Below are 21,013 nucleotides of genomic sequence, written 5' to 3' on the forward strand. Positions count from 1 at the left end.
CTTCGAGGCGGAGGCGGCCCACCCGGCGGCCGGCGCCACGCTCACGGAACGCCCGCCGGCGCCCACCGCGCCCGGCTGGTCCGGGCCCGACATGGGCGCGCCCGCGACGTTCGTGCTGCTGCGGCACGGGGAGACGGCGCTGACGCCCGAGAAGCGCTTCTCCGGCAGCGGCGGCACCGACCCCGAGCTGTCCCCGGCCGGCCTCCGGCAGGCCGAGGCCGTGGCGGCGGCGCTCGCCGCGCGCGGCACGATCCAGGAGATCGTCAGCTCGCCGCTCACCCGCTGCCGCCAGACCGCCCAGGCCGTCGCCGACCGCCTCGGCCTGGACGTGCGGATCGAGCACGGCCTGCGCGAGACCGACTTCGGCGCCTGGGAGGGCCTGACCTTCGCGGAGGTCCGCGAGCGGTACAAGGACGACCTGGACGCCTGGCTCGCCTCCCCGAAGGCCGCCCCGACCGGCGGCGGCGAGAGCTTCGCGACGGTCTCCCGCCGCGTGGCCGCGACCCGCGACCGCCTGACCGCCGCCCACGCGGGCCGCACGGTCCTCCTCGTCACCCACGTCACCCCGATCAAGACCCTCGTCCGGCTGGCCCTCGGCGCCCCTCCGGAGTCCCTCTTCCGCATGGAACTCTCGGCGGCCTCGATCTCGGCGATCGCCTACTACGCGGACGGCAACGCCTCGGTACGGCTCCTGAACGACACCTCGCACCTGCGGTAGACGGGCGGACCGGCCGGAGTCACGCGACCCGGCCCCGCCCGGCGAGACGGCGAAAACGGCTGGACCCGCGCCCCGGCCCCGTACCACCATCCCCCGCATGGGCTGGCACTTCACCGAGGATCCCGAGGTCTTCCGGCGCGCCGCGCACGCGTGGCTGAGCGCCGAGCCGGCGCGGAACACCACGCTGCTCGGCATGCTCGACGCCGACGGGCTGCGCGGCTGGTGGGACGGCCCGGGCGGCGGCGGCTTCCTGTCGACGCCGGCCGGGGTGCTGCTGCTCGGGACGATGCCGGACGCCGCCGCCCGTGCGCTGGGCGCCGCCGCGCTGCCGTACGAGGGCGAAGTGACCGCCGTACGGGGCGAGTCCGGCACCGTCGAGGCGTACACGGAGGCCACCGGCCGGCCGTGGCGGACCACCCGCCGGCTGCGGCTGTTCCGGCTCGCCGAGCTGACGCCGCCGCAGCCCGCACCGCCGGGCGCGCCACGGGTGGCCGGGCCGGCTGACGTGCCGCTCGCGGCCACGTGGATGCGGGAGTTCGCCCGGGACGTCGGCGAGGACGCCGACGCCGACTACACCGCGAACGTCGAGACGCGCGTGGCGGAGGGCCGGCTCCACCTCTGGGAGACGGACGGCGAGAGCGTCGCGATGGCGAGCGTCTCCCGGCCCGTCGCGGGCCAGGCCCGCGTCTCGCCCGTCTACACGCCGCCCGCCCACCGCGCCCGGGGCTACGGCGGCGCCGTGACGGTCGCGGCGACCCGCGCCGCCCGCTCGGCGGGTGCCGACCAGGTCCTCCTCTTCACGGACGCGGCCAACCCGACGAGCAACGCGCTCTACCAGCGCCTCGGTTACCGCCCGATCGGCGACCACTCCGCCGTGGAACGGGAGTTCGGCTAGCAGCCGTCCGGCGGATCGGGCGCGGACGGGTCCAGGGAGCCGCGTGGGCGGGCGAGCGGCGGGGAGTTGCCGCGGCCGACGAGCGGCTAGGAGCTGCCGCGGCGGGTGAGCGGTCAGGAGCGGGCGTGGCAGGCGAGCGGCCAGGAGCCGCCGCGGCGGGGGAGCGACTAGGAGCTGCCCCGCCGGACAAGCGCCGCCGCCTCGCCGGCCAGTGCCGCCGCCTCGCGGGCCAGCGCCGCGACCCGCGGCCAGTCGCGCGTCGCGAGCGCGTCCGCCGGGAGCATCCAGGAGCCCCCGACGCAGGCGACGTTCGGCAGAGCCAGGTAGGACGGCGCGGAGGCGGGCGAGATGCCGCCGGTGGGGCAGAAGCGCGCCTGGGGGAGCGGGCCGGAGAGCGACGTGAGGTAGGGGACGCCGCCCGCCGCCTCCGCCGGGAAGAACTTCATGTCCGTCACCCCGCGTTCGAGGAGCGCCACGACCTCCGAGGCCGTCGCCACCCCCGGCAGGAACGGCACGCCCGAGTCGCGCATCGCGTCCAGCAGGGAGTCCGTGCAGCCGGGGCTGACGAGGAACCGGGCGCCGGCGCCCACCGCGTCCGCGACGCCCGCCGCCGACAGCACCGTGCCCGCCCCGACGACCGCCTCGGGGACGCCGTCCGCGACGGCCCGGATCGCGTCGAGCGCGGCCGGCGTGCGCAGGGTCACCTCCATCGCGGGCAGGCCGCCGGCCACGAGGGCGCGGGCCAGCGGCACGGCGTCGGCGGCGTCCTCGATCACGACGACGGGAACGACGGGGGCGGCGGAGGCGAGGTCGAGCACGCTCGTCATGCGCTCCATCCTGCCGAGGGCAAGCGGACCACGCAACGAGCGTTGCACATGCTGCAATGCCCTTCCCTTAGGGGTGGGCGCCCCTAGTGGATTTCGTCGACCAGCACGTCGAGCGCGCCGGCCTTGCCGCCGTCCTCCACCACGTAGCCCAGGTCGCGCAACGCCTCCACCAGGTCCGCCACGCCCGCCGGCTCCGCACCCGCCTCCAGCAGGCTGCGCACGATGCGCCCCTTCGTCGCCTTGTTGAAGTGGCTGACCACCTTCCGCGTCGGCGCGTGCAGCACCCGCACCGTCGCCGTCCGGGCCGCCAGCTCGCCCTTCGGCTTCCACGCCGCCGCGTAGGCCGCCGAGCGCAGGTCGAGGACCAGGCCGTCGCCCGCGGCCTCCGGCATGACCGAGGCCATCGCCCCGCGCCAGTGCGCGCCGAGCGCGCCGAGACCCGGCAGCTTCACCCCCATCGAGCAGCGGTACGACGGGATGCGGTCGGTCACCCGCACCGCGCCCCACAGGCCCGAGAACACCAGCAGCGAGCCCGCGGCCCGCTTCCTCGCCGCCGCGTCGAGCGTGGCGAGACCGAGGGCGTCGTACAGCACACCGGTGTAGATCTCCCCGGCCGGCCGTGCCCCGGCCGTCCGGAGCCCGGCGTTCTTGGCGACCTCGCCGCGCAGCCCCTCGCTGAGCCCCAGCACCTCGCGGGCCTTCTCCTCGTCGCCGGCGCACAGCTCGACCAGCTCGTCGAGCACGGCGGCCCGCGCCTCCGCGAGCCCCTGCAGCGACAGTTCTTCCGCCTTGAGCGGCGCCCCGCGCCCCGAAGAGGCCTTTCCTTCGGAGGGCGGCAACAGGACGAGCACGGCGGTTCTCCTTCGTACGTACGGGGGTGGGGGTGCGGCCCCAGTGCCCCAGCGTACGAGGTGAGCATCCCGGGCCCGACCCGCCGCCGGCGCCGACGGACGTGGGCTGGGCGCACGGGCCGGTATGCCGCCGCCGGCGGCGGACGGACGCGGGCAGGGCGTACGGGCCGGTGCGGGGCCGGGCCCGGCACCAGGCCCCGCACGACGTGCCCCGCCTCGCACGTCAGGCGTGCCCCGCCCCGCTCGCCAGGCGCGCCCCCGCCCCTCACGCCAGGCGCGCCCCCCGCCCCGCACGACGTGCCGTGCCCCGGCCCCCGCCATACGCTCGGTGCATGCCCCGTCGCCACATCCACGTGACCGGCGCAGCCGAGGCTCCGCTGCGGGCCGCGCTGCGCGCGCTTCGGACGGAGCTGGGGACTCCCGGCGCGTTCCCGGCCGACGTCCTCGCCGAGGCGGAGGCCGCGGCCAAGGCGCCCCGGCTGCCCGGGCGCGACGCGACGGACCTCCCCTTCTTCACGATCGACCCGCCCGCCTCCACCGACCTCGACCAGGCCATGCACCTCGCCCGCCGGGCCGGCGGCGGCTACCGCGTGCACTACGCCATCGCCGACGTCGCCGCCTTCGTCACTCCCGGCGGCGCGATCGACGCCGAGGCGCACCGCCGCGTCCTCACCCTTTACTTCCCCGACGGCAAGGTCCCCCTCCACCCCGCCGTCCTCTCCGAGGGCGCCGCCAGCCTCCTGCCCGGCGAACCCCGCCCCGCCGTGCTCTGGCGCATCGACCTCGACGCCGACGGCCGGCGCGTCGCCACCGACGTCCGCCGCGCCCTCGTCCGCAGCCGCGCCAAGCTCGACTACGAGGGCGTGCAGCGCGAGATCGACGCCGGCACCGCCGAGGAACCGCTCGCGCTGCTCCGCGAGATCGGCACCCTCCGCGAGAGGCTGGAGAGCGAGCGCGGCGGGATCTCCCTCAACGTCCCCGAGCAGGAGATCGTCGAGCACGACCACACCTACACGCTCGCCTACCGGGCCCCGCTCCCCGCCGACGGCTGGAACGCCCAGATCTCCCTCCTCACCGGCACGGCCGCCGCCGACCTCATGACCGCCGCCGGCACCGGAATCCTGCGCACCCTGCCCACCGCGCCCGACGGCGCCGTGGCCCGGCTGCGCCGCTCCGCGCAGGCGCTCGGCGTCGACTGGCCGCACCACGTCTCGTACGCGGACGTCGTCCGTTCCCTCGACCCCGCCGACCCGCGGCACGCCGCCTTCCTCCAGGAGTGCACGACCCTGCTGCGGGGCGCGGGCTACACCGTCTTCACCGACGGCGAGGTGCCGACGCCCGCCGTGCACGCGGCCGTCGCCGACGAGTACACCCACTGCACGGCGCCGCTGCGGCGGCTGGTCGACCGCTACGCCGGCGAGCTGTGCGTGGCGGCGGTGGCGGGGGAGGAACCACCGGAGTGGGTGAGGGCCGCGCTGCCCACGCTGCCCGACGAGATGGCGTCGGGCGCGCGCCGCGCCAACGCCGTCGAGCGCGAGAGCGTCGACATCGTGGAGGCGGCGCTGCTCAGCGGCCGGATCGGAGAGCTCTTCGACGCGTACGTGATCGACGTGAAGGAGAACGAACCGGCGGTCGGCACGGTCCACCTGGAGCAGCCCGCCGTCGTCGCCCGCGTCGAGGGCGGGGGCGGGGCCGCGCTGCCGCTGGGGGAGTGGCTGCGGGTCAGGCTGACGCAGGCGGATCCGGGACGGGCGAAGGTCCGGTTCGCCCCGGCGTGAGGGAGCCCTCGGGCCGGCCGCGGAGGGCGTCGTGGGGCGCGTCGTGGCACGCTCGCGCGTCCCGAAGGGCGCGGTGGAGGGCGCGGTGCAGGGCGCGGGCGTCGTCCGCGTGGAGACGGACGACCCGTACCGGACGGGGCGCGCCGAGCAGCCGGGGCGCGTGCACGGCCTCGCTGAGCTCCAGGGTGAGGGACGTCTGCGAGCCGACGGCGAGGTCGAGTTCGCCGTCCTTCTTCTCGTGCGAGAACAGCGACTCCTGCCGCACGGCGGCGATCCGCTCCAGCGGGATCGTCACGTCCACGTGCGCCGCCTGCCGTACGCGCAGGGCGTCGCCGGTCAGCAGGTGCGGCCGGGTCGCGGAGGCGGCGTGCAGACCGAGGACGAAGAGCACGGTGTACACGTCGAGGACCAGGACGACGGCGTGGACCACCGGCCATGCGGCGAGGAGGTACGACATGCCGACGGTCTCCACGACGCAGACGAAGGCGAAGCCGTACATCAGGGCCGCCTGGTCCCGTGCGTGCGGGAACGCGGTCGCACCCGGCCCGCCCAGGTCCGGCCGCCGGACCGTCCACCGGCCGAGGCTCGCCATCAGCCGCAGCTCGTGCCTCACGAGCCGCAGCGCGGGCTCCGGCACCAGCGCGTGCAGGGCCTCGCGGGCGGTGAGCCCGCGCCGCCGCAGCCGGAGGAACGCGAGACCGTGCGCGAGGAACAGCAGGGTCACGGCGACCTCGGAGACGAGGAGGACGACCGGGGGTATCCGCACGCCGGCGACGAGACAGACGACGAGGACGAACTCGGCGGGCAGCAGGGCGTACGTGAGGAAGGCCGTCGCGCGCCTCATCGCGCACGCTCCGCCACGAGCCGCAGGGCGAGGCGTACGGCGGCGGCCTGCGCGGGGGCGAGGTCGCCGAAGAACAGGTCGGCGAGCCCGCCCTCCGGCACCTCGACGCCCGCCTCGTCGGGCAGGGCGGCGGCCAGTGCCGTGGCGGCCTCGGTGACCAGCGGGTCGTCGGGCGCGGCGTCGGCGAGGGCGTCGAGCCGGGCGTAGATCGCGGGGGCGTGGCCGGCGGCGCCGCGCATGAGCTCCATCAGCCGGGCCCGCTCCTCCTCCGGGACGACGGTGTCGAGCAGGGTGAGGATCTCGCGGTCCTTGGCCGCCATGGGCGAGCCGGCCGGAATGCCGGGCGCGGCGGGCCCGCCGAGGTCGGCGAGGAGCGCGGCCAGCTCCGGCGACACCGGCCCCTCGGCGGCGAGCCGCCCCTCCCGGGCCTGCGCGAGCAGCCCGGCGAGCCGCGCCCGCCGCTCCCGGATCACCCGCTCCTGCCGCTCCAGGTCCGCGTCCAGCTCCTCCAGCACGTCCACGAGCTCCCGCCCCTCGTCGTCCGCGATCACGTCCCCGACCTCGTCGAGCCCGAGCCCCAGCTCGGCCAGCCGCCGGATCCGCGCGAGCAGCACGGCGTCCCGGATCCCGTACTCCCGGTACCCGTTGGCCCGCCGCGCGGGCTCGGGCAAGAGCCCCATCCGGTGGTAGTGCCGCACGGCCCGCGGGGTGATCCCGACGAGCGCGGCGATCTCGCCGATACGCATGACCCCAGTAGAAACCTTGACGCTGCGACAAGGTCAAGGCGGATCCGTGGCCCGCGGCGGATCATGTGCCACGATCGAGGGAACGACGACCGCTCCAGGGACGGCGGGTGCCTCGATGTCCGACGATCACGACATGACTGCCGTGCCGCACGCACCACTCACGCAGGAGGACGTCCTGCTGGAGGGCTTCCTGGCGCTGGACACGCCGGAGGGCTTCCGGGCGGAGCTGATCGAAGGGGAGATCGTCGTGACGCCGCCGCCGGACGGGGACCACGAGCACTACATCAGCCGGATCGTCCGTCAGGTGATCCGGAAATCCATGACCGACATGGACTTCTCGGGCAACAAGGGTCTGACGTTGAAGGCGGCCCCCGGGGCGCCGAGGGACCACGTCGTCCCGGACGCGACGTTCGCGGCGGAGCGGCTCTCCTTGTTCCGCGGCGCCGAATCCTGGATGCCCTGCGACGGCGTCGCCATGGTCCTGGAAGTCACCTCCACCCGTCCGGGCAAGGACCGCGACGTCAAGCGCCGCTGCTACGCCCGCGGCGCCATCCCGCTCTACCTGCTGGTCGACCGCGACGACTCCACCGTGACGCTCTTCACCGAGCCGGAGAACGGCGACTACCGCGAGCAGCACCGGGTGCCCTTCGGCAAGCCCCTCGGCCTGCCCGCCCCCTTCGGCTTCGACCTGGAGACGTCCGACTTCCTCTGACCCGGCCCGCCCGGAACGCCAGGTAGCATGGTCGGCACGGCAGACGAGCCGGGCGGGCGGCCGCGTGGGGGTCTTCGGATCCTCCCGAGGAACGTCCGGGCTCCACAGGGCAAGGTGGTGGCTAACGGCCACCCGGGGTGACCCGCGGGACAGTGCCACAGAAAACAGACCGCCGGGGACCTCGGTCCTCGGTAAGGGTGAAACGGTGGTGTAAGAGACCACCAGCGCCTGAGGTGACTCAGGCGGCTAGGTAAACCCCACCCGGAGCAAGGTCAAAAGGGGACACCTCGGTGTCCCTGCGCGGACGATCGAGGGCTGCCCGCCCGAGTCCGCGGGTAGACCGCACGAGGCCGGCGGCAACGCCGGTCCTAGATGGATGGCCGTCACCCCGACGACCGCGAGGTCCCGGGGCACAGAACCCGGCGTACAGCCCGACTCGTCTGCCCCTTCCTTTCCGGCCCACCCGGGCCGCCCGGGACCCTCAGCCCCCGTCCTCCAGCGAGCGTGCCGCCACCCGGTCCACGTGTCGCGCGAAGACCTCCGCCGCGTCCGGGGTCAGGGTGCGCAGGGCGACCATCGCCGTGATGACGACGTCGCAGAGCTCGGCCTCGACGTCCTGCCAGGTGTGGCTCGTGCCCTTGCGGGGGTTCTGGCCGGTCGCGCCGATCACCGCCTGGGCCGCTTCGCCGACCTCCTCCGAGAGTTTGAGGACGCGGAGCAGGATCTCCTCGGAGCGGGGCAGCTTCTGGTGGGCCGTCAGCCAGGCGTGGAGGCGGGCGATGGTGGGCCAGGGGTCCTGGGCGGCGGCGTCCGCGGCGTCGGCGGTGCCGGCGTCGGCGGCGGCGGTGCCGGTGCCGGTGGCCGTGGTCCTCGTGCTGGTGTCCGTCATGGAGGAAGCCTGCCAGTTCCTCGGCCCGGCGGCCGGGGCTCGGCGCTCGCCCAGGTGGCCGACGCCCGGCGTCGGCGCCCGGCCCGGTTCCTGGGCAGGGGAACGCCCGCGGTGTACCGGTAGGGCATGACCATTCCCGTGGACCGGCTCAGCGACCCCGTCGTGCGGGCCTTCGTGACCGCCCTCAACGACAACGACCGGGACGCCCTCTTCGGGCTCCTGACCTCCGACGCCTCCATGACCGACGACGGATCCGAGCGGAACCTCCAGGAGTGGACCGAGCGGGAGGTCTTCTCCTCCAACGGCCGCATGGAGGTGGAGGACGAGACCGACGGCGGGCGCACCCTCGTCGCCACCTACACCAACGACACCTGGGGCTCCATGCGCACCACCTGGCGCTTCACCGTGAGCGGTGACAGGATCTCGCGGTTCGAGACCGGGCAGGCCCCCGCCGACTGACGCCGCCGCGCCGCACCCCTGGGCGGGGCGCCTGCCTCAGCCCCGCCCCCGGCCCCGGTCCCTCCAGGGCCCCGCCCTCAGCCCCGTCCGATGTACGGCATCGTCGTCGCCATCACCGTCGCGAACTGCACGTTCGCCTCCAGCGGCAGGGCCGCCATGTGCACCACCGTCGCCGCCACGTCCGCCGCGTCCATCACCGGCTCCACCGCCAGCTGACCGTTGGCCTGGAGGATGCCGGTCTGCATCCGCGCCGTCATCTCCGTCGCCGCGTTGCCGATGTCGATCTGACCGCACGCGATCCGGTACGGACGGCCGTCGAGCGACAGGGACTTCGTCAGGCCCGTCATCGCGTGCTTCGTCGCCGTGTACGCGATCGAGTGCGGGCGCGGCACGTGCGCCGAGATCGAGCCGTTGTTGATGATCCGGCCGCCCTGCGGTGACTGCTCCTTCATCGCGCGGAACGCCGCCTGCGCGCACAGGAACGCGCCCGTCAGGTTGACGTCCACCACCGACCGCCAGGTCTCCGGGTCCAGCTCCTCCACCGGCACCCCGCCGCCCGCGAACGTGCCCGCGTTGTTGAAGAGCAGGTCCACCCGGCCCCATCGGGCCCGTACCGTCTCGAAGAGGGACGCCACCTGCTCCGCCGACGTCACGTCCGTCGGCACGCACAGGGCACGCTCGGCCGGCATGGCCGCGGCCGTCTCCTCCAGCGCTTCCGCCCGGCGGCCCGCGAGCGCCACCGACCAGCCCGCCGCCGCGAGGGCCCGCGCCACGCTCCGGCCGATGCCCGAACCCGCTCCCGTCACCACTGCGATGCTCATGGGCGCGCAGCGTACGGCAGACACGGGCGCCACGAACTCATCCGTCCGACACGTGGATGTTCTGTACCCGACAACGTGAAGTCGTCCCGCCCCCCTGCAATCGGAAGCACAACATCCGTCAGGGGAGGGGACCATGACCGCCGCACCCGCCTATGCCGACGAACTGCGATCCGCGGCCCGCCACTTCGGGCGCCGCCGCTTCCTCACCACCACCGGGACCGCCGCCGCACTCGCCTTCGCCGTCGGCCTCCCGGCCGCCGGCACGGCCGCCGCGGCCGAGCTCGACGCCCGCCGGATCACCGCCGACCCCTTCACCCTCGGCGTGGCGTCGGGCGACCCGCTGCCCGGCTCCGTCCTGCTGTGGACCCGGCTCGCCCCCCGCCCGTACGAGACCGGCGGCGGCCTGCCCACCGGCACCCGCGTCGACGTCGCCTGGGAGCTCGCCAAGGACGAGCGCTTCACCCGCGGCCTCCGGCGCGGCACCGCCACCGCCCACCCCGAGTTCAACCACACCGTGCACGTCGAGGTCGAGCACCTCGCCCCGGGCACCGACTACTTCTACCGCTTCCGCGCCGGCTCCTGGACCAGCCCCGTCGGCCGCACCCGCACCGCCCCCGCGCCCGCCGCCCGCAACACCTCCGTGAAGCTCGCCGCGGTGTCCTGCCAGGCGTACCCGGACGGCTACTTCACCGCCCACCGGCACCTCGCCCAGGAGGACCTCGACGTCGTCTTCCACCTCGGCGACTACATCTACGAGTACCCGGTGCCGTCGACCGCCGCCGACCGCGCCTACAAGGCCGGCACCCTCCCCGACGTCTTCAACCACGAGACGGTCACCCTCGACGACTACCGGCTGCGCTACGCCCTCTACAAGTCCGACCCCGACCTGATGGCCGTCCACGCCGCCCACCCCTTCGTCGTCACCTGGGACGACCACGAGGCCGAGGACAACTACGCCGCCGGCATCCCGCAGAACGACCAGTCGCCGGAGGAGTTCCTGATCCGCCGCGCCGCCGCCTACCGCGCCTACTGGGAGAACCAGCCGCTGCGCCGGCCCCAGCGCCCGCAGGGTCCGGACATGAAGCTGTACCGGCGGCTGACGTTCGGGCGGCTCGCCCAGTTCGACATCCTCGACACCCGCCAGTACCGCTCCGACCAGGTCTACGGCGACGGCTGGCAGCTCCCCGGCCCGCTGATCGACGACCCCTCGCGCACCCTCACCGGCGCCACCCAGGAACGCTGGCTCGTCGACGGCTGGCGCGCCTCGCGCACCCGGTGGAACGTCCTCCCGCAGCAGGTCATGTTCTCCGAGCGGCGCAACCTGGCGACCGCCGCGTACAAGCTGTCCATGGACGCGTGGGACGGTTACCGGGCCTCGCGGCGGAGAGTCCTCGACGGCGCCGCCGCGGCCGGCGTCGAGAACCTGCTGGTCCTCACCGGTGACGTCCACGTCGCCTTCGCCATGGACATCAAGGACGACTTCGGCGACCCGTCCTCCCGCACCGTCGGCACCGAGATCGTCACGACGTCCATATCCAGCGGCCGCAACGGCGCCGACCGCCCCGCCAACCACGCCACCCTGATGCAGGCCAACCCGCACATGCGGTTCTACAACGGGCGCCGGGGCTACGCGAAGGTCACGCTCGGCCTCGACAGCGCCCGCGTCGACTTCCGTACGGTGTCCGCCGTCACCACTCCCGGCGCACCCGTCACGACCGCCGCGTCCTTCGTCACGGAGGCCGGCAACCCGGGACTGACCCCGGCCTGACACGCGTAACCTTGCGGAGGGATCCAACGAAACGGAGCAGTCGATGCCGGAGAGCGGCCGGGCCACCGCCAAGGACAGCAGCAGTCACATACCGACCACGGCGGCGGCCACACCGGCTCCACCGGCCACATCAGTCACACCCGCCCCGTCGACCGCCGCCGCCCGGCGGGCCGGGCTCCTCGTCACCCTCGTCCTCGGCGGGCTCACCGCGCTCCCCCCGCTCTCCATGGACATGTACCTGCCGGCCCTGCCGGAGGTCACGGAGTCGCTGCGCGCACCCGCCGCCACCGTCCAGCTCACCCTGACCGCGTGCCTCGCCGGCATGGCGCTCGGCCAGCTCGTCGTCGGCCCCATGAGCGACAAGTGGGGCCGGCGGCGGCCGCTGCTCGTCGGCATGATCGTGTACGTCCTCGCCACCGCCGTCTGCGCCTTCGCCCCGTCCGCCGGGCTGCTCATCGGCTTCCGGCTGGCCCAGGGCCTCGCGGGCGCGGCCGGCATCGTGATCGCCCGGGCCGTCGTCCGCGACCTGTACGACGGCGTCGACATGGCCCGGTTCTTCTCGACCCTGATGCTCATCTCCGGCGTCGCGCCGATCGTCGCGCCGCTCATCGGCGGCCAGATCCTGCGGATCACCGACTGGCGCGGCGTCTTCCACGTCCTCACCGCCGTCGGCGTCGTCCTCACCCTGGTCGTCTGGCGCTTCCTCCACGAGACCCTGCCGCCGGAGCGGCGGCACGCGGGCGGCGTCGGCGAGGCGCTGCGCACCATGCGCGGACTGCTCGCCGACCGGGTCTTCACCGGCTACATGCTGGCCGGCGGCCTCGCCTTCGCCGTGCTCTTCGCCTACATCTCCGCCTCGCCGTTCGTGGTCCAGGAGATCTACGGCGCCTCCCCGCAGACCTTCAGCCTGCTCTTCGGGCTCAACTCGATCGGTCTCGTGGCCGTCGGCCAGATCAACGGCAAGCTGCTCGTCGGCCGGGTCAGCCTCGACAAGGCGCTCGGCTGGGGCTTCGGCACCATCCTCCTCGCCGCGATCGCGCTGCTCGTCATGACCAGCGGCGTCCTCGGCGACCCCGGGCTGCCCGCCGTGGCCGCCGGGCTCTTCGTCCTGATGTCGGCGATGGGCCTCGCGATGCCCAACACCAACGCCCAGGCCCTGATGCGCACCCCGCACGCGGCGGGATCCGCCTCCGCCCTGCTCGGCACCTCCTCCTTCCTCATCGGCGCCGTCGCCTCCCCGCTCGTCGGCATCGCCGGCGAGACGACGGCCGTCCCGATGGCCGTCGTCCAGGTGAGCTGCGCGGTCGCCGCCCTCGGCTGCTTCCTGCTGATGTGCCGCCCCTGGCGCACCGGGACGTCCGGAGGGCCCGCCGGCGCCGAACACTAGAATGTCGAGGTGAACGCCTCCCTCCCCTCCGCCGTCACCCTGCGCAGCGCGCTCGGCGCGGTCCTCGACGGGCTGCCGCCGCGGCAGGCCGCGCAGGCCGTCGAGCGGCTGATCGCGAACTACCGGGGGGCCACCCCGACCGACGCGCCCGTGCTGCGCGACCGGTCCGACGTCGCCGCCTACGCCGCGTACCGGATGCCGGCCACCTTCGAGGCGGTACGGTCCGCGGTGTACGCCCTCGCGGACGCCGCGCCCGACTGGACGCCCGCCACGCACACCGACGTCGGCGGCGGCACCGGGGCGGCGAGCTGGGCGGTCGCGGAGGCCTGGGAGGGCGCCGCCCGCACCACCGTCCTGGACTGGGCCGAGCCGGCCCTGGCGATCGGTGCCGAGCTCGCCCGCGGCGTCTTCGAGGCCGAGTGGCGCCGGGAGCGGATCGGCGGGGCGCTGAAGCTCGCCGACACCGACCTGGTGACCGTCTCCTACGTCCTCAACGAGCTCACCGAGGCCGACCGCACGGCCCTCGTCACCGAGGCCGCGCGCGCGGCACGGGCCGTCGTGATCGTCGAGCCGGGCACGCCCGACGGCTACGAACGGATCATCGCCGCCCGCACCCTCCTCGTCGAGGCGGGCTTCACCGTCGCCGCGCCCTGCCCGCACAGCGGCGCCTGCCCGATCGTGCCGGGCACCGACTGGTGCCACTTCGCGGCCCGGGTCAGCCGCTCCTCGCTGCACCGGCAGGTGAAGGGCGGCTCGCTGCCGTACGAGGACGAGAAGTACGCGTACGTGGCCGCCGCCCGCTTCCCCGTGACCCCCGCCGCGGCCCGGATCACCCGCAGGCCGCAGATCCGCAAGGGCCAGGTGCTGCTCGACCTGTGCGGGCCGGACGGCCTGGCCCGTGAGACGGTCACCAAGCGGCACGGCGCGCTCTACAAGGAGGCCAGGGACGCCGAGTGGGGCGCCCCCTGGCCCCCTGCCGAAGAGGAGAACTAGGGGGTTCCCCGCCTCCTAGGCCCGCAGCTCCTGGGTGCAGCACTTCACGCTGCCGCCGCCCTTGAGCAGCTCGCCCAGGTCCATGCCGATCGGCTCGAAGCCGCGCGCCCGCAGCGGCTCGAAGAGGTCCACGGCCGCCTGCGGCAGCAGCACGTGCCGGCCGTCGCTCACCGCGTTCAGACCGAGAACGGCGGCATCCCCGGCCGAGACGAGCAGGGCGTCGGGGAACAGCCGCTTCAGGACGGCGCGGCTGCCCGGCGAGAAGGCGTCCGGGAAGTACATGATCTCGTCGCGGACGTCGTCCAGGACGCACAGCGCGGTGTCCAGGTGGTAGTAGCGCGGGTCCACCAGCTCCAGGCCGATCACCGGCCGGCCGAAGAACTCCTGGGCCTCGTGGTGCGACAGCGGGCTGGAGCGGAAGCCCTGGCCGGCCAGGATCCAGGAGGCGGTCACGGCGAAGTCGCCCTCGCCCTCGTTGACGTGCTCGGGAACCCGTACGTCCGCGTCCGCGTAACCGTTCCTGCGGAACCAGTCCAGGTGCGCCGCGGCCTCGGCGGACCGCTCCGGGTAGGCGAACCTCGCGCCGAACACCCGGCCGCCGACCACCGTCGCGCCGTTCGCGGCGTACACCATGTCGGGCAGCCCGGGAAGGGCGTCGAGCAGCTCGACGGTGTGGCCGAGCGCGCGGTAGCGGTCGCGCAGGTCCTCCCACTGCGCGAGCGCGAGCGGCAGGTCGACCGGTTTCGTGGGGTCCATCCAGGGGTTGATGGAGTACGTCACCTCGAAGTGCGTGGGTGGGCACATGAGATAACGGCGGGGCGAGGGCTCACGCGGAGTGGTGCGCAAAGAGGGCTCCTCTACGGTCTGTGGACTCGAGCTCGTCGGCGGACCGGTCGTCGACGCCGATCGTGAGCCCATGGTCCGCTTTCCGGGGTCGGTGCGCAGTGGACCGTTCGGGTGGTTCGGATGAAGAGCGGGCGACCGTACGGGTGGCGAGACGGGGCGTCTCGCTGACTGGTAGCGTGGACGCATGTCCGACACCAAGGCGCCCGACCCCTCGCGGCGCAGCGAGCGTTCCCGCCGCGCCATCTACGCCGCCGCCCTCGGCCTCGTCTCCGAGCAGGGCTACGCGAAGACCACCGTCGAGGGCATCGCCGCCCGCGCCGGCGTCGGCAAGCAGACCATCTACCGCTGGTGGCCCGCCAACTCCAAGGCCACCGTCCTCATGGAGGCCTTCCTCGACCTCGCCGACCAGGCGGGCGAGGCACTGGGAGACGACGCCGGGAGTGAGATCCCCGACACCGGCGACCTCGCCGCCGACCTCAGGCTGGTGCTCCGCGCCACCGTCGACGAGCTCAACAACCCGCTCTTCGACCGGCCCGCCCGCGCGCTCGCCGCCGAGGGCGTCGTCGACCCGGCGCTCGGCGCCGAGTTCACCGCCAAGCTGCTCGAACCCCAGCTCCAGGCCTACGTGCGGCGCATCGAGGCCGCCCAGGCCGCCGGACAGGCCGACCCCGACGCCGACCCGCGGATCGCCCTGGAACTCCTCGTCGGCCCCCTCCACCACCGCTGGCTCCACCGCACCCTGCCGCTCACCCACGCCTACGCCGACGCCCTCGTCGATCTCGCCCTGCGCGGCCTGTCCGCGAAGAAGTGAGACCCCCGGTTCCCGACTCCGGTCACCCGGGGCGCAGGATGGTGGGACCATGGAGAGCCCGTAGGACCGAACGGGCGAGCATGAGGTGAGGGGATAGATGGGCGACGGCATCGGCCGCTACCGCGGCACGGAGAGCAGACTCGCGCAGTGGCTGCGCAGGCGCCCCAGGCGGAGCGCGGCCGACATCGAGAACGACCGCGAGAAGTCCCTCCTGGCCGTCGCCGCCGCGGGGATGCCCATCGCCCCCGCCGCGTACCCCGTCGGCTACCGCTGTTCCTGCGAGCGGATCGGCTGTCCCACGCCGGCCCGCCACCCGGTCTCCTTCGCCTGGCAGACCCAGTCGACCACCGACCGCGCCCAGATCGAGCGCTGGGCCCGCAACCAGCCCGAGGCGAACTTCATCACCGCCACCGGCATGGTCCACGACGTGCTCGACGTGCCCCTTCCCGCCGGCCGCGCCGCCCTGGAGCGGCTGCTCGCCGAGGGCGTCGAGGTCGGGCCCGTCGCCGTCTCCGGCGCCGCGGAGGACCGGCCCGACGAGGGCCGCATGCTCTTCTTCACCGCCACCCGCGGCACGCCCGAGGACGAGGACGAGTGGTGGCCGTGCGAGCTGGACTGCCATCCGGAGACCATGGACGAGCATCCCGGCCTGCGCTGGCACTGCCGTGGCTCGTACGTCCTCGTGCCGCCGTCCCGGCTCCCCGGCGACGAGGGCAGCCAGCCCGGGCTGTCCTGGCTCCGCGGCCCCGAGCACGCCCTGCCCGAGCCGCTGAACCTCCTGGAAGCCCTCACCGACGCCTGCGCCCGGCACGCGGCCGCCCAGGCCGAGCAGGGCGCCCACGGCGTGCACGAGCCCGCCTGGCCCCTGAGCCGCTGAAGCCGAGCCGTCGGGCCCGGGCCTGAGCCCGGGCGAGCCGTCGGGTCTGAGCCCGGGCCTGCGCCCGGGCCGGGGCGAGCCGCGGACCCGCTCGCCCGGTTACGAGCCCTCCGCCGCCGTCACTCCCTGGAGGCGGGCCAGGACCTCGACGGCGGCGGCCGTCGTGCCCGTCGGCCTCACCAGGGCGGACTGGCTGGAGACCCAGCGCTTGGTGACCGTGTTCTTGATCTCGCCGGTCATCAGCGCCCGCACCTCCGGGCCGACCTTCGGGCGGTAGCCGGGCGCGGCGGTCTGGCGTTCGAAGTAGCGGGTGGCGAAGAAGACCAGGGCGCCGCCGTCCTCCGTCGCCAGGGCGAGCGGGGCGAAGTCACCGCGGTTCTCGGCCTGGTCGACGTACTGGGTGGCGAGGCCCGGCCGGGTGCCCGCCTTCTTGCGGTCGTCGCGCCAGCCGGTGGTGTGCGGGCCGGGCGCGAACGGCCCCTCCTGCCCGTCCTTCAGGAAGGACACGTAGCGCTCGCCCAGCTGCCCCGGCGGGACCGCCACGGCGGCGCTGTCGGCGGCGACCGGGACCGCGTACCCGGCCTCCTTCTTGAACGCGGGGATCTCGTCCGGCGTCAGGATCGACAGATAGGCCACCTCCCACGACTGGGAGGCGCTGCCGCGCACGAAGACGAGCAGCCAGCGGGTGTCGCCGGCGGCCTTGTCGGTGTCGCGGTTGGAGTCGGTGTCGGCGACGAACCAGCGCGGCCAGCCCGCCTTGCGCGGTATGACGAACCTCGCGTCGGTGAGCTCCAGCGGCGAGTGGTCCTTGTTGCCCTGCGGGCTGAGCTTCTGACGCGACCGCAGACCCGCCTGGTTGATCTCCCCGAGCGGACCGGTGACCCGGCCCGCGTCCAGGGCCGGGTCGTAGGCCTTGTCGGCCTTGTTGTAGGCGTCCGTGAAGTCCCTGACGGCCTGGGCGGCCTCGGCCTCGCTCGCCGCAGGGATCAGCTCCCGCTCGCCGTGCACGGTCACGCACCCGCTCGCGCCCAGCGCGAGGACGGACGCCGTGACCGCCGCGAGGAGCGTGTCAGCCTGCCGCCTCGGCCCGGTTCGCCTCAGCCTTCTCATCGGTCTCGGTCGCCTTCTGCTTCTCCACCCGCCTGGACGGACCCGACCCTACCGGGGCCAGGAAGAGGGCGAGCGTGGGGATCAGATAGAGCGCCCACACCGTGACCTGAACGACCGTCGGATCGGGCTGGAAGTTGAACACGCCCTTGAGCAGCGTGCCGTACCAGCTGTCCGGCGGGATCGTCGCGGAGACGTCGAAGGCCTTGTTCCCCAGACCGCCCAGGAAGCGCGCCTCCTGGAGGTCGTGCACGCCGTACGCGAGGACGCCGGCGGCCACCACGACCAGCATGCCGCCGGTCCAGGTGAAGAACCTCGCCAGGTTGATCCTCAGCGCGCCCCGGTAGAACAGCCAGCCCAGGAACACCGCCGTGAGCAGCCCGAGCACCACGCCGGCCAGCGGCGCGTACGTGCCGTCGGCGCCGCTCGACGAAGCCGCCCGCACCGACGCCCACACGAACAGCGCCGTCTCCAGGCCCTCGCGGCCCACCGCCAGGAACGCGGTCGCGACCAGCGCACCCGTGCCCATCCGCAGCGCGGCGTCCAGCCTGCCGTGCAGTTCGGCCCTCAGGTGCCGCGCGGTGCGCCGCATCCAGAAGACCATCCAGGTCACGAGCACCACGGCGAGGATCGACAGCGAGCCGCCGAGCAGCTCCTGCGCCTCGAAGGTCAGCTCCTGCGAGCCGAACTCCAGGCCGGCGCCGAAGGCCAGCGCGAGCCCGACGGCGACGCCGATGCCGATCCAGATCGGCTTCAGGGCGTCGCGGCGCTCCGTCTTCACCAGGTAGGCGATGAGGATGCAGACGACGAGGCTGGCCTCGAGGCCCTCACGCAGGCCGATCAGATAGTTCCCGAACACGTCGGACTCCTTCTTGGATCACGCGAACAGCGCCCGGCCCCACCAGTCGTCCTTGTCGCGGACGCCCGGCGGGATCGCGAACATCGCCGAACCCACGTGCTGGATGTACTCGTTGAGGACGTCGGCCCGCGCCAGGGAGGTCTGCACCGGGATGAAGCCGGTGCGGACGTCCTTCTGGTACGCGAGGAAGAACAGGCCCGTCTCCAGGCGGCCGAGACCGTCGGTGCCGTCCGTGAAGGAGTAGCCGCGGCGCAGGATCGTCGCGCCGTTGTTGGAGTCCGGGTGCGCGAGCCGTACGTGCGCCTCCGGCTTCATCGCCTTCAGGAACGGCTCGTCGTGCTCCCTGGCCTTGCCGACGGGCGCGCCTTCCTTCTTGTCGCGGCCGAAGATGTCCTCCTGCTCCTGGAGCGGAGTGCGGTCCCAGATCTCGACGTTCATCCGGATCCGGCGCGCCACCAGGTACGAGCCGCCGTCCATCCAGGCCGCCGGGCCCTGGGCGGCCTTCCCGGACACCCAGACGTGCTTGTCCAGGCGCGCGGTGTCGGTGCCCGCGATGTTGCGGGTGCCGTCCTTGAAGCCGAACAGGTTGCGCGGGGTCTGCGCTTCCGGGGTGGTCGAGGAGGTCTTGCCGAAGCCGAGCTGCGACCAGCGCACCGCGACCTTGCCGAAGCCGATCCGGGCCAGGTTGCGGATGGCGTGCACGGCGACCTGCGGGTCGTCCGCGCAGGCCTGGATGCAGATGTCGCCGTTGCTGCGGGCCTTGTCGAGGTTGTCGCCGGGGAACTTCGGCAGGTCGACCAGCGCCTCGGGCCGCCGGTCCCGCAGGCCGAAGCGGTCGTCGAAGAGCGAGGGGCCGAAGCCGATGGTGAGGGTCAGCCGGGAGGGCTTGAGACCGAGCGCCTCGCCGGTGTCGTCCGGCGGAGCCTCCGGCAGACCGCCGTAGGCGCCCTCGCCGACCTCGTGACCCGCCGTCATGCGCTCGGCGGCCCGGGTCCAGTCCTTCAGGAGCTGGATCAGCTCGTCGCGGTCCTTCGTCTTCACGTCGAAGGCCGCGAAGTGCAGCCGGTCCTGGACCGGGGTGGCGATGCCGGCCTGGTGCACGCCGTGGAAGGGGACGGCGCCGCCGAAGTCGGCGACCGGGGCGGTGTCGTCCGTACGGCCCTGGGCCAGGACCACGGCGCCGCCCGCCGCGGCGGCGCCGAGCGCGAGGCCGGCCCCGCCCCAGCCGATGACGCTGCGGCGGGAGGGCGCGCCGGCGCCCTGCTGCCCGGAGGCGCCGGGGCTCCCGGCGCCTTCCGCGTTCTCGGCGCCCGCGGCGCCCTCGGTGTGCTCGGTCATCGCTGTGTCCCCCTTACTTCACGACCGCGGCGGCGAGCTTGGAGAGCGGCTCGCCCAGCGCGTTCACGCCGTCCGAGAGCTCCTTGCGCTGCTCCTTGGAGACCTTGTCGTACGAGGTGAAGACGTAGCTCGCCTTGTCCGTGCGGTACTTGTCGAGCAGCGTGTTCAGGGCGGCGAACTGCTTGTCGAGCTCGGCGACCAGCTTCGGGTCGTTCTTCTGGGCGACCGGCTTCAGCAGCTCGAAGGCCTTCTGGGCGCCCTCGACGTTGGCCTTGAAGTCGACCAGGTCGGTGTGGGAGTAACGCTCCTCCTCGCCGGTGACCTTGCCGGAGGCGACCTCGTCCAGGAGCTCCTTGGCGCCGTTGGCCATCGAGGTCGGGGTGATGTCGGCCTTGCCGACCCGCTTCACCCAGTCCGCGAGGTCCTTGTCGAGGAGGTCGGCGAGCTGCTTCTCGCGGTCGCCGATCTTCTTGTCCTGCCACAGCGCCTTCTCCAGGCGGTGCCAGCCGGTCCAGTCCTTCGCCGGGTCCTGGCCGGCCTCCAGGCCGTCCTCGCGGACGTCGACCTTCGGGTCGATGTCGCCGAAGGACTCGGCGACCGGCTCGGTGCGCTCCCAGCCGATGCGGGAGTCGGCGTAGGCCGCCTTGGCGGCCTCGACGTCGCCGGCGCGGACGGCGTCGGTGAACTTCTTCACCTTGGGCAGCGTCTCGTCGGCCTGCGCCTGCACGTACTGGCGGTAGGCGGCGACCGCGGCGTCCATCTCGGGGGAGCGCTTGGCGGTGCCGGCGCCGGCGCCGGTGGCCTTGACCTGCTGGCGGATGCCGTCGCCCTTCATGCCGGGCTTGCAGGCGATCTCGTAGTCGCCGGCCTTGATCTCGGCGGTGATGGTGGCCTTGGTGCCGGGGCCGATGTTCTCGCGCTCGGTGACGATGCGGTCGTCCGGGTAGAGGACGTAGACCTCGGTGACCTTGCTGCCGCGGTTCTCCACGTTCAGCTTGAGGTGACCGGCCGGGAAGTCCTTCTTGGAGACCTCGCAGGAGTCGTCCTTGGCGACCACGGTGATCGCACCGTCGTCGCCCTTGGCGTCGTCGCTTTTCTGCGCGCAGCCCGTGACGGCGGCCAGGGTCGCCGCGGTCGCGGCGGCGGTGACGACGGAGAGACGGACGGCTCGCATGGGGGCTCCACTCGGGGACGGAAGGACGGGGGACGGTGGTGAGGCGGACCTAACTTAACCGAGGCTTACCTCAGCCATACCCGCCCGTCCAGTGATTCAGCTCTCAGGTCCGGCGGACCGGACACGGCGCGGTCACAGCGGACTCATGGGGGTTTCATGGCTCGGTCAAGGCTTCGTCAAGCGGGGGGAATTGTCCCGATTTTGGTTACGTACGGGTAGGTGTCGGGGGGGACGCACCCCCAAAACAAGAGGGCGGCACCCCCCCCCCCCCCACTCAAGCTCGGGAGCTGGGCCCCTACAGACTCTCCCCTCC

Annotated in this window: 21 protein-coding genes and 1 other RNA gene; 11 read left to right on the forward strand and 11 right to left on the reverse strand. The window is 73.8% G+C overall.

The window, feature by feature from the left end; genetic code table 11:
* A partial coding sequence (locus ACFWJO_RS27315) for a bifunctional RNase H/acid phosphatase (protein WP_386869234.1) occupies positions 1-718 on the forward strand: 718 nt, incomplete at its 5' end.
* 97 nt (positions 719-815) lie between these two features.
* The gene (locus ACFWJO_RS27320; protein ID WP_386869236.1) at positions 816-1,613 is read left to right on the forward strand and encodes a GNAT family N-acetyltransferase; all 798 of its coding nucleotides are present in this window, start codon (positions 816-818) and stop codon (positions 1,611-1,613) included.
* A 167-nt stretch (positions 1,614-1,780) separates the two neighbouring features.
* On the opposite strand, the gene eda is transcribed toward ACFWJO_RS27320, so the two are convergent.
* Positions 1,781-2,440 carry a bifunctional 4-hydroxy-2-oxoglutarate aldolase/2-dehydro-3-deoxy-phosphogluconate aldolase gene (eda, locus tag ACFWJO_RS27325; protein WP_386869238.1) on the reverse strand — a complete coding sequence of 220 codons (660 nt, stop codon included), beginning with the start codon at positions 2,438-2,440 and terminating at the stop codon, positions 1,781-1,783.
* An 83-nt stretch (positions 2,441-2,523) separates the two neighbouring features.
* Positions 2,524-3,291, reverse strand: a complete 768-nt coding sequence (yaaA, locus tag ACFWJO_RS27330) for a peroxide stress protein YaaA (RefSeq protein WP_386869240.1) — start codon at positions 3,289-3,291, stop codon at positions 2,524-2,526.
* Between the two features lie 332 nt (positions 3,292-3,623).
* On the opposite strand from yaaA, the gene ACFWJO_RS27335 reads away from it, so the two are divergent.
* Positions 3,624-5,069: an RNB domain-containing ribonuclease gene (locus tag ACFWJO_RS27335; protein WP_386869242.1), complete on the forward strand. Its 1,446-nt coding sequence runs from the start codon at positions 3,624-3,626 to the stop codon at positions 5,067-5,069.
* On the opposite strand, the gene ACFWJO_RS27340 is transcribed toward ACFWJO_RS27335, so the two are convergent.
* Together ACFWJO_RS27340 and ACFWJO_RS27345 are read right to left on the reverse strand one after the other, a co-directional pair.
* A complete protein-coding gene (locus ACFWJO_RS27340) occupies positions 5,014-5,913 on the reverse strand; it encodes a hypothetical protein (RefSeq protein WP_386869244.1) in 900 nt (299 codons plus the stop codon). The two genes, ACFWJO_RS27335 and ACFWJO_RS27340, sit on opposite strands and share 56 nt — an antisense overlap.
* Positions 5,910-6,659 (reverse strand): MerR family transcriptional regulator, encoded by a 750-nt coding sequence (locus ACFWJO_RS27345; protein ID WP_386869246.1) that lies wholly within the window; start codon positions 6,657-6,659, stop codon positions 5,910-5,912. The genes ACFWJO_RS27340 and ACFWJO_RS27345 overlap by 4 nt, the downstream gene beginning before the upstream one ends.
* 133 nt (positions 6,660-6,792) lie before the next feature.
* Between ACFWJO_RS27345 and ACFWJO_RS27350 the strand changes: the two genes are divergently transcribed.
* Positions 6,793-7,371 (forward strand): Uma2 family endonuclease, encoded by a 579-nt coding sequence (locus ACFWJO_RS27350; RefSeq protein ID WP_386869248.1) that lies wholly within the window; start codon positions 6,793-6,795, stop codon positions 7,369-7,371.
* A gap of 44 nt (positions 7,372-7,415) precedes the next feature.
* Positions 7,416-7,814, forward strand: an RNA gene (rnpB, locus tag ACFWJO_RS27355) — RNase P RNA component class A.
* Positions 7,815-7,852: 38 nt separating this feature from the next.
* On the opposite strand, the gene ACFWJO_RS27360 is transcribed toward rnpB, so the two are convergent.
* The gene (locus ACFWJO_RS27360) at positions 7,853-8,260 is read right to left on the reverse strand and encodes a MazG-like family protein (protein ID WP_386869250.1); all 408 of its coding nucleotides are present in this window, start codon (positions 8,258-8,260) and stop codon (positions 7,853-7,855) included.
* Positions 8,261-8,386: 126 nt separating this feature from the next.
* On the opposite strand from ACFWJO_RS27360, the gene ACFWJO_RS27365 reads away from it, so the two are divergent.
* Complete coding sequence (locus ACFWJO_RS27365; protein WP_386869251.1) at positions 8,387-8,719, forward strand: nuclear transport factor 2 family protein; 333 nt, start codon at positions 8,387-8,389, stop codon at positions 8,717-8,719.
* Between the two features lie 77 nt (positions 8,720-8,796).
* On the opposite strand, the gene ACFWJO_RS27370 is transcribed toward ACFWJO_RS27365, so the two are convergent.
* A complete protein-coding gene (locus tag ACFWJO_RS27370; protein ID WP_386869253.1) occupies positions 8,797-9,540 on the reverse strand; it encodes an SDR family oxidoreductase in 744 nt (247 codons plus the stop codon).
* Positions 9,541-9,673: 133 nt separating this feature from the next.
* Here ACFWJO_RS27370 and ACFWJO_RS27375 point away from each other — a divergent pair, with 133 nt between their 5' ends.
* Genes ACFWJO_RS27375 through ACFWJO_RS27385 form a run of 3 tightly spaced genes read left to right on the forward strand, consistent with a single transcriptional unit; the run spans position 9,674 to position 13,688 of the window.
* Positions 9,674-11,308 carry an alkaline phosphatase D family protein gene (locus ACFWJO_RS27375; protein WP_386869255.1) on the forward strand — a complete coding sequence of 545 codons (1,635 nt, stop codon included), beginning with the start codon at positions 9,674-9,676 and terminating at the stop codon, positions 11,306-11,308.
* Positions 11,309-11,351: 43 nt separating this feature from the next.
* Positions 11,352-12,695: a multidrug effflux MFS transporter gene (locus ACFWJO_RS27380; RefSeq protein ID WP_386869257.1), complete on the forward strand. Its 1,344-nt coding sequence runs from the start codon at positions 11,352-11,354 to the stop codon at positions 12,693-12,695.
* A gap of 9 nt (positions 12,696-12,704) precedes the next feature.
* Positions 12,705-13,688 (forward strand): small ribosomal subunit Rsm22 family protein, encoded by a 984-nt coding sequence (locus ACFWJO_RS27385; RefSeq protein ID WP_386869259.1) that lies wholly within the window; start codon positions 12,705-12,707, stop codon positions 13,686-13,688.
* Between the two features lie 15 nt (positions 13,689-13,703).
* Here ACFWJO_RS27385 and ddaH read toward each other — a convergent pair whose 3' ends face one another.
* Positions 13,704-14,534, reverse strand: coding sequence for a dimethylargininase (gene ddaH / locus ACFWJO_RS27390; RefSeq protein WP_386869260.1), 831 nt, complete (start codon positions 14,532-14,534; stop codon positions 13,704-13,706).
* A gap of 184 nt (positions 14,535-14,718) precedes the next feature.
* Between ddaH and ACFWJO_RS27395 the strand changes: the two genes are divergently transcribed.
* Both ACFWJO_RS27395 and ACFWJO_RS27400 read left to right on the forward strand, forming a co-directional pair.
* Positions 14,719-15,345: a TetR/AcrR family transcriptional regulator gene (locus tag ACFWJO_RS27395; protein ID WP_386869262.1), complete on the forward strand. Its 627-nt coding sequence runs from the start codon at positions 14,719-14,721 to the stop codon at positions 15,343-15,345.
* 97 nt (positions 15,346-15,442) lie between these two features.
* Complete coding sequence (locus tag ACFWJO_RS27400) at positions 15,443-16,222, forward strand: bifunctional DNA primase/polymerase (protein ID WP_386869264.1); 780 nt, start codon at positions 15,443-15,445, stop codon at positions 16,220-16,222.
* 99 nt (positions 16,223-16,321) lie between these two features.
* Here the strand turns inward: ACFWJO_RS27400 and ACFWJO_RS27405 are convergent, their stop codons facing one another.
* The 4 genes from ACFWJO_RS27405 to efeO are packed head-to-tail and all read right to left on the reverse strand — an operon-like array spanning position 16,322 to position 20,700.
* On the reverse strand, positions 16,322-17,332 hold the full coding sequence (locus tag ACFWJO_RS27405; RefSeq protein WP_386869266.1) for a hypothetical protein: 1,011 nt from the start codon (positions 17,330-17,332) through the stop codon (positions 16,322-16,324).
* Entirely contained in the window at positions 17,292-18,188 is an 897-nt protein-coding gene (gene efeU / locus ACFWJO_RS27410; RefSeq protein ID WP_386869268.1) for an iron uptake transporter permease EfeU, read from the reverse strand. Before efeU ends, ACFWJO_RS27405 begins: the two co-directional genes overlap by 41 nt.
* Positions 18,189-18,206: 18 nt before the next feature.
* Positions 18,207-19,526, reverse strand: coding sequence for an iron uptake transporter deferrochelatase/peroxidase subunit (efeB, locus tag ACFWJO_RS27415; RefSeq protein WP_386869270.1), 1,320 nt, complete (start codon positions 19,524-19,526; stop codon positions 18,207-18,209).
* Positions 19,527-19,539: 13 nt separating this feature from the next.
* Positions 19,540-20,700: an iron uptake system protein EfeO gene (gene efeO / locus ACFWJO_RS27420; protein ID WP_386869272.1), complete on the reverse strand. Its 1,161-nt coding sequence runs from the start codon at positions 20,698-20,700 to the stop codon at positions 19,540-19,542.
* Positions 20,701-21,013: the final 313 nt, after the last annotated feature.

The sequence above is a fragment of the Streptomyces sp. NPDC127092 genome, from assembly GCF_042722475.1.
Classification (GTDB): Bacteria; Actinomycetota; Actinomycetes; order Streptomycetales; family Streptomycetaceae; genus Streptomyces.

Excerpts from the sequence above, each read along its gene's own strand:
- ACFWJO_RS27335 (WP_386869242.1), top strand. The coding sequence starts at position 3,624 with ATGCCCCGTCGCCACATCCACGTGACCGGCGCAGCCGAGGCTCCGCTG.
- ACFWJO_RS27360 (WP_386869250.1), bottom strand. The coding sequence starts at position 8,260 with ATGACGGACACCAGCACGAGGACCACGGCCACCGGCACCGGCACCGCC.
- ACFWJO_RS27350 (WP_386869248.1), top strand. The coding sequence starts at position 6,793 with ATGACTGCCGTGCCGCACGCACCACTCACGCAGGAGGACGTCCTGCTG.
- efeB (WP_386869270.1), bottom strand. The coding sequence starts at position 19,526 with ATGACCGAGCACACCGAGGGCGCCGCGGGCGCCGAGAACGCGGAAGGC.
- eda (WP_386869238.1), bottom strand. The coding sequence starts at position 2,440 with ATGACGAGCGTGCTCGACCTCGCCTCCGCCGCCCCCGTCGTTCCCGTC.
- ACFWJO_RS27405 (WP_386869266.1), bottom strand. The coding sequence starts at position 17,332 with ATGAGAAGGCTGAGGCGAACCGGGCCGAGGCGGCAGGCTGACACGCTC.
- ACFWJO_RS27370 (WP_386869253.1), bottom strand. The coding sequence starts at position 9,540 with ATGAGCATCGCAGTGGTGACGGGAGCGGGTTCGGGCATCGGCCGGAGC.
- ACFWJO_RS27340 (WP_386869244.1), bottom strand. The coding sequence starts at position 5,913 with ATGAGGCGCGCGACGGCCTTCCTCACGTACGCCCTGCTGCCCGCCGAG.
- ACFWJO_RS27375 (WP_386869255.1), top strand. The coding sequence starts at position 9,674 with ATGACCGCCGCACCCGCCTATGCCGACGAACTGCGATCCGCGGCCCGC.
- ACFWJO_RS27400 (WP_386869264.1), top strand. The coding sequence starts at position 15,443 with ATGGGCGACGGCATCGGCCGCTACCGCGGCACGGAGAGCAGACTCGCG.
- efeO (WP_386869272.1), bottom strand. The coding sequence starts at position 20,700 with ATGCGAGCCGTCCGTCTCTCCGTCGTCACCGCCGCCGCGACCGCGGCG.
- ACFWJO_RS27365 (WP_386869251.1), top strand. The coding sequence starts at position 8,387 with ATGACCATTCCCGTGGACCGGCTCAGCGACCCCGTCGTGCGGGCCTTC.
- ACFWJO_RS27380 (WP_386869257.1), top strand. The coding sequence starts at position 11,352 with ATGCCGGAGAGCGGCCGGGCCACCGCCAAGGACAGCAGCAGTCACATA.
- ACFWJO_RS27395 (WP_386869262.1), top strand. The coding sequence starts at position 14,719 with ATGTCCGACACCAAGGCGCCCGACCCCTCGCGGCGCAGCGAGCGTTCC.
- ACFWJO_RS27345 (WP_386869246.1), bottom strand. The coding sequence starts at position 6,659 with ATGCGTATCGGCGAGATCGCCGCGCTCGTCGGGATCACCCCGCGGGCC.
- ACFWJO_RS27320 (WP_386869236.1), top strand. The coding sequence starts at position 816 with ATGGGCTGGCACTTCACCGAGGATCCCGAGGTCTTCCGGCGCGCCGCG.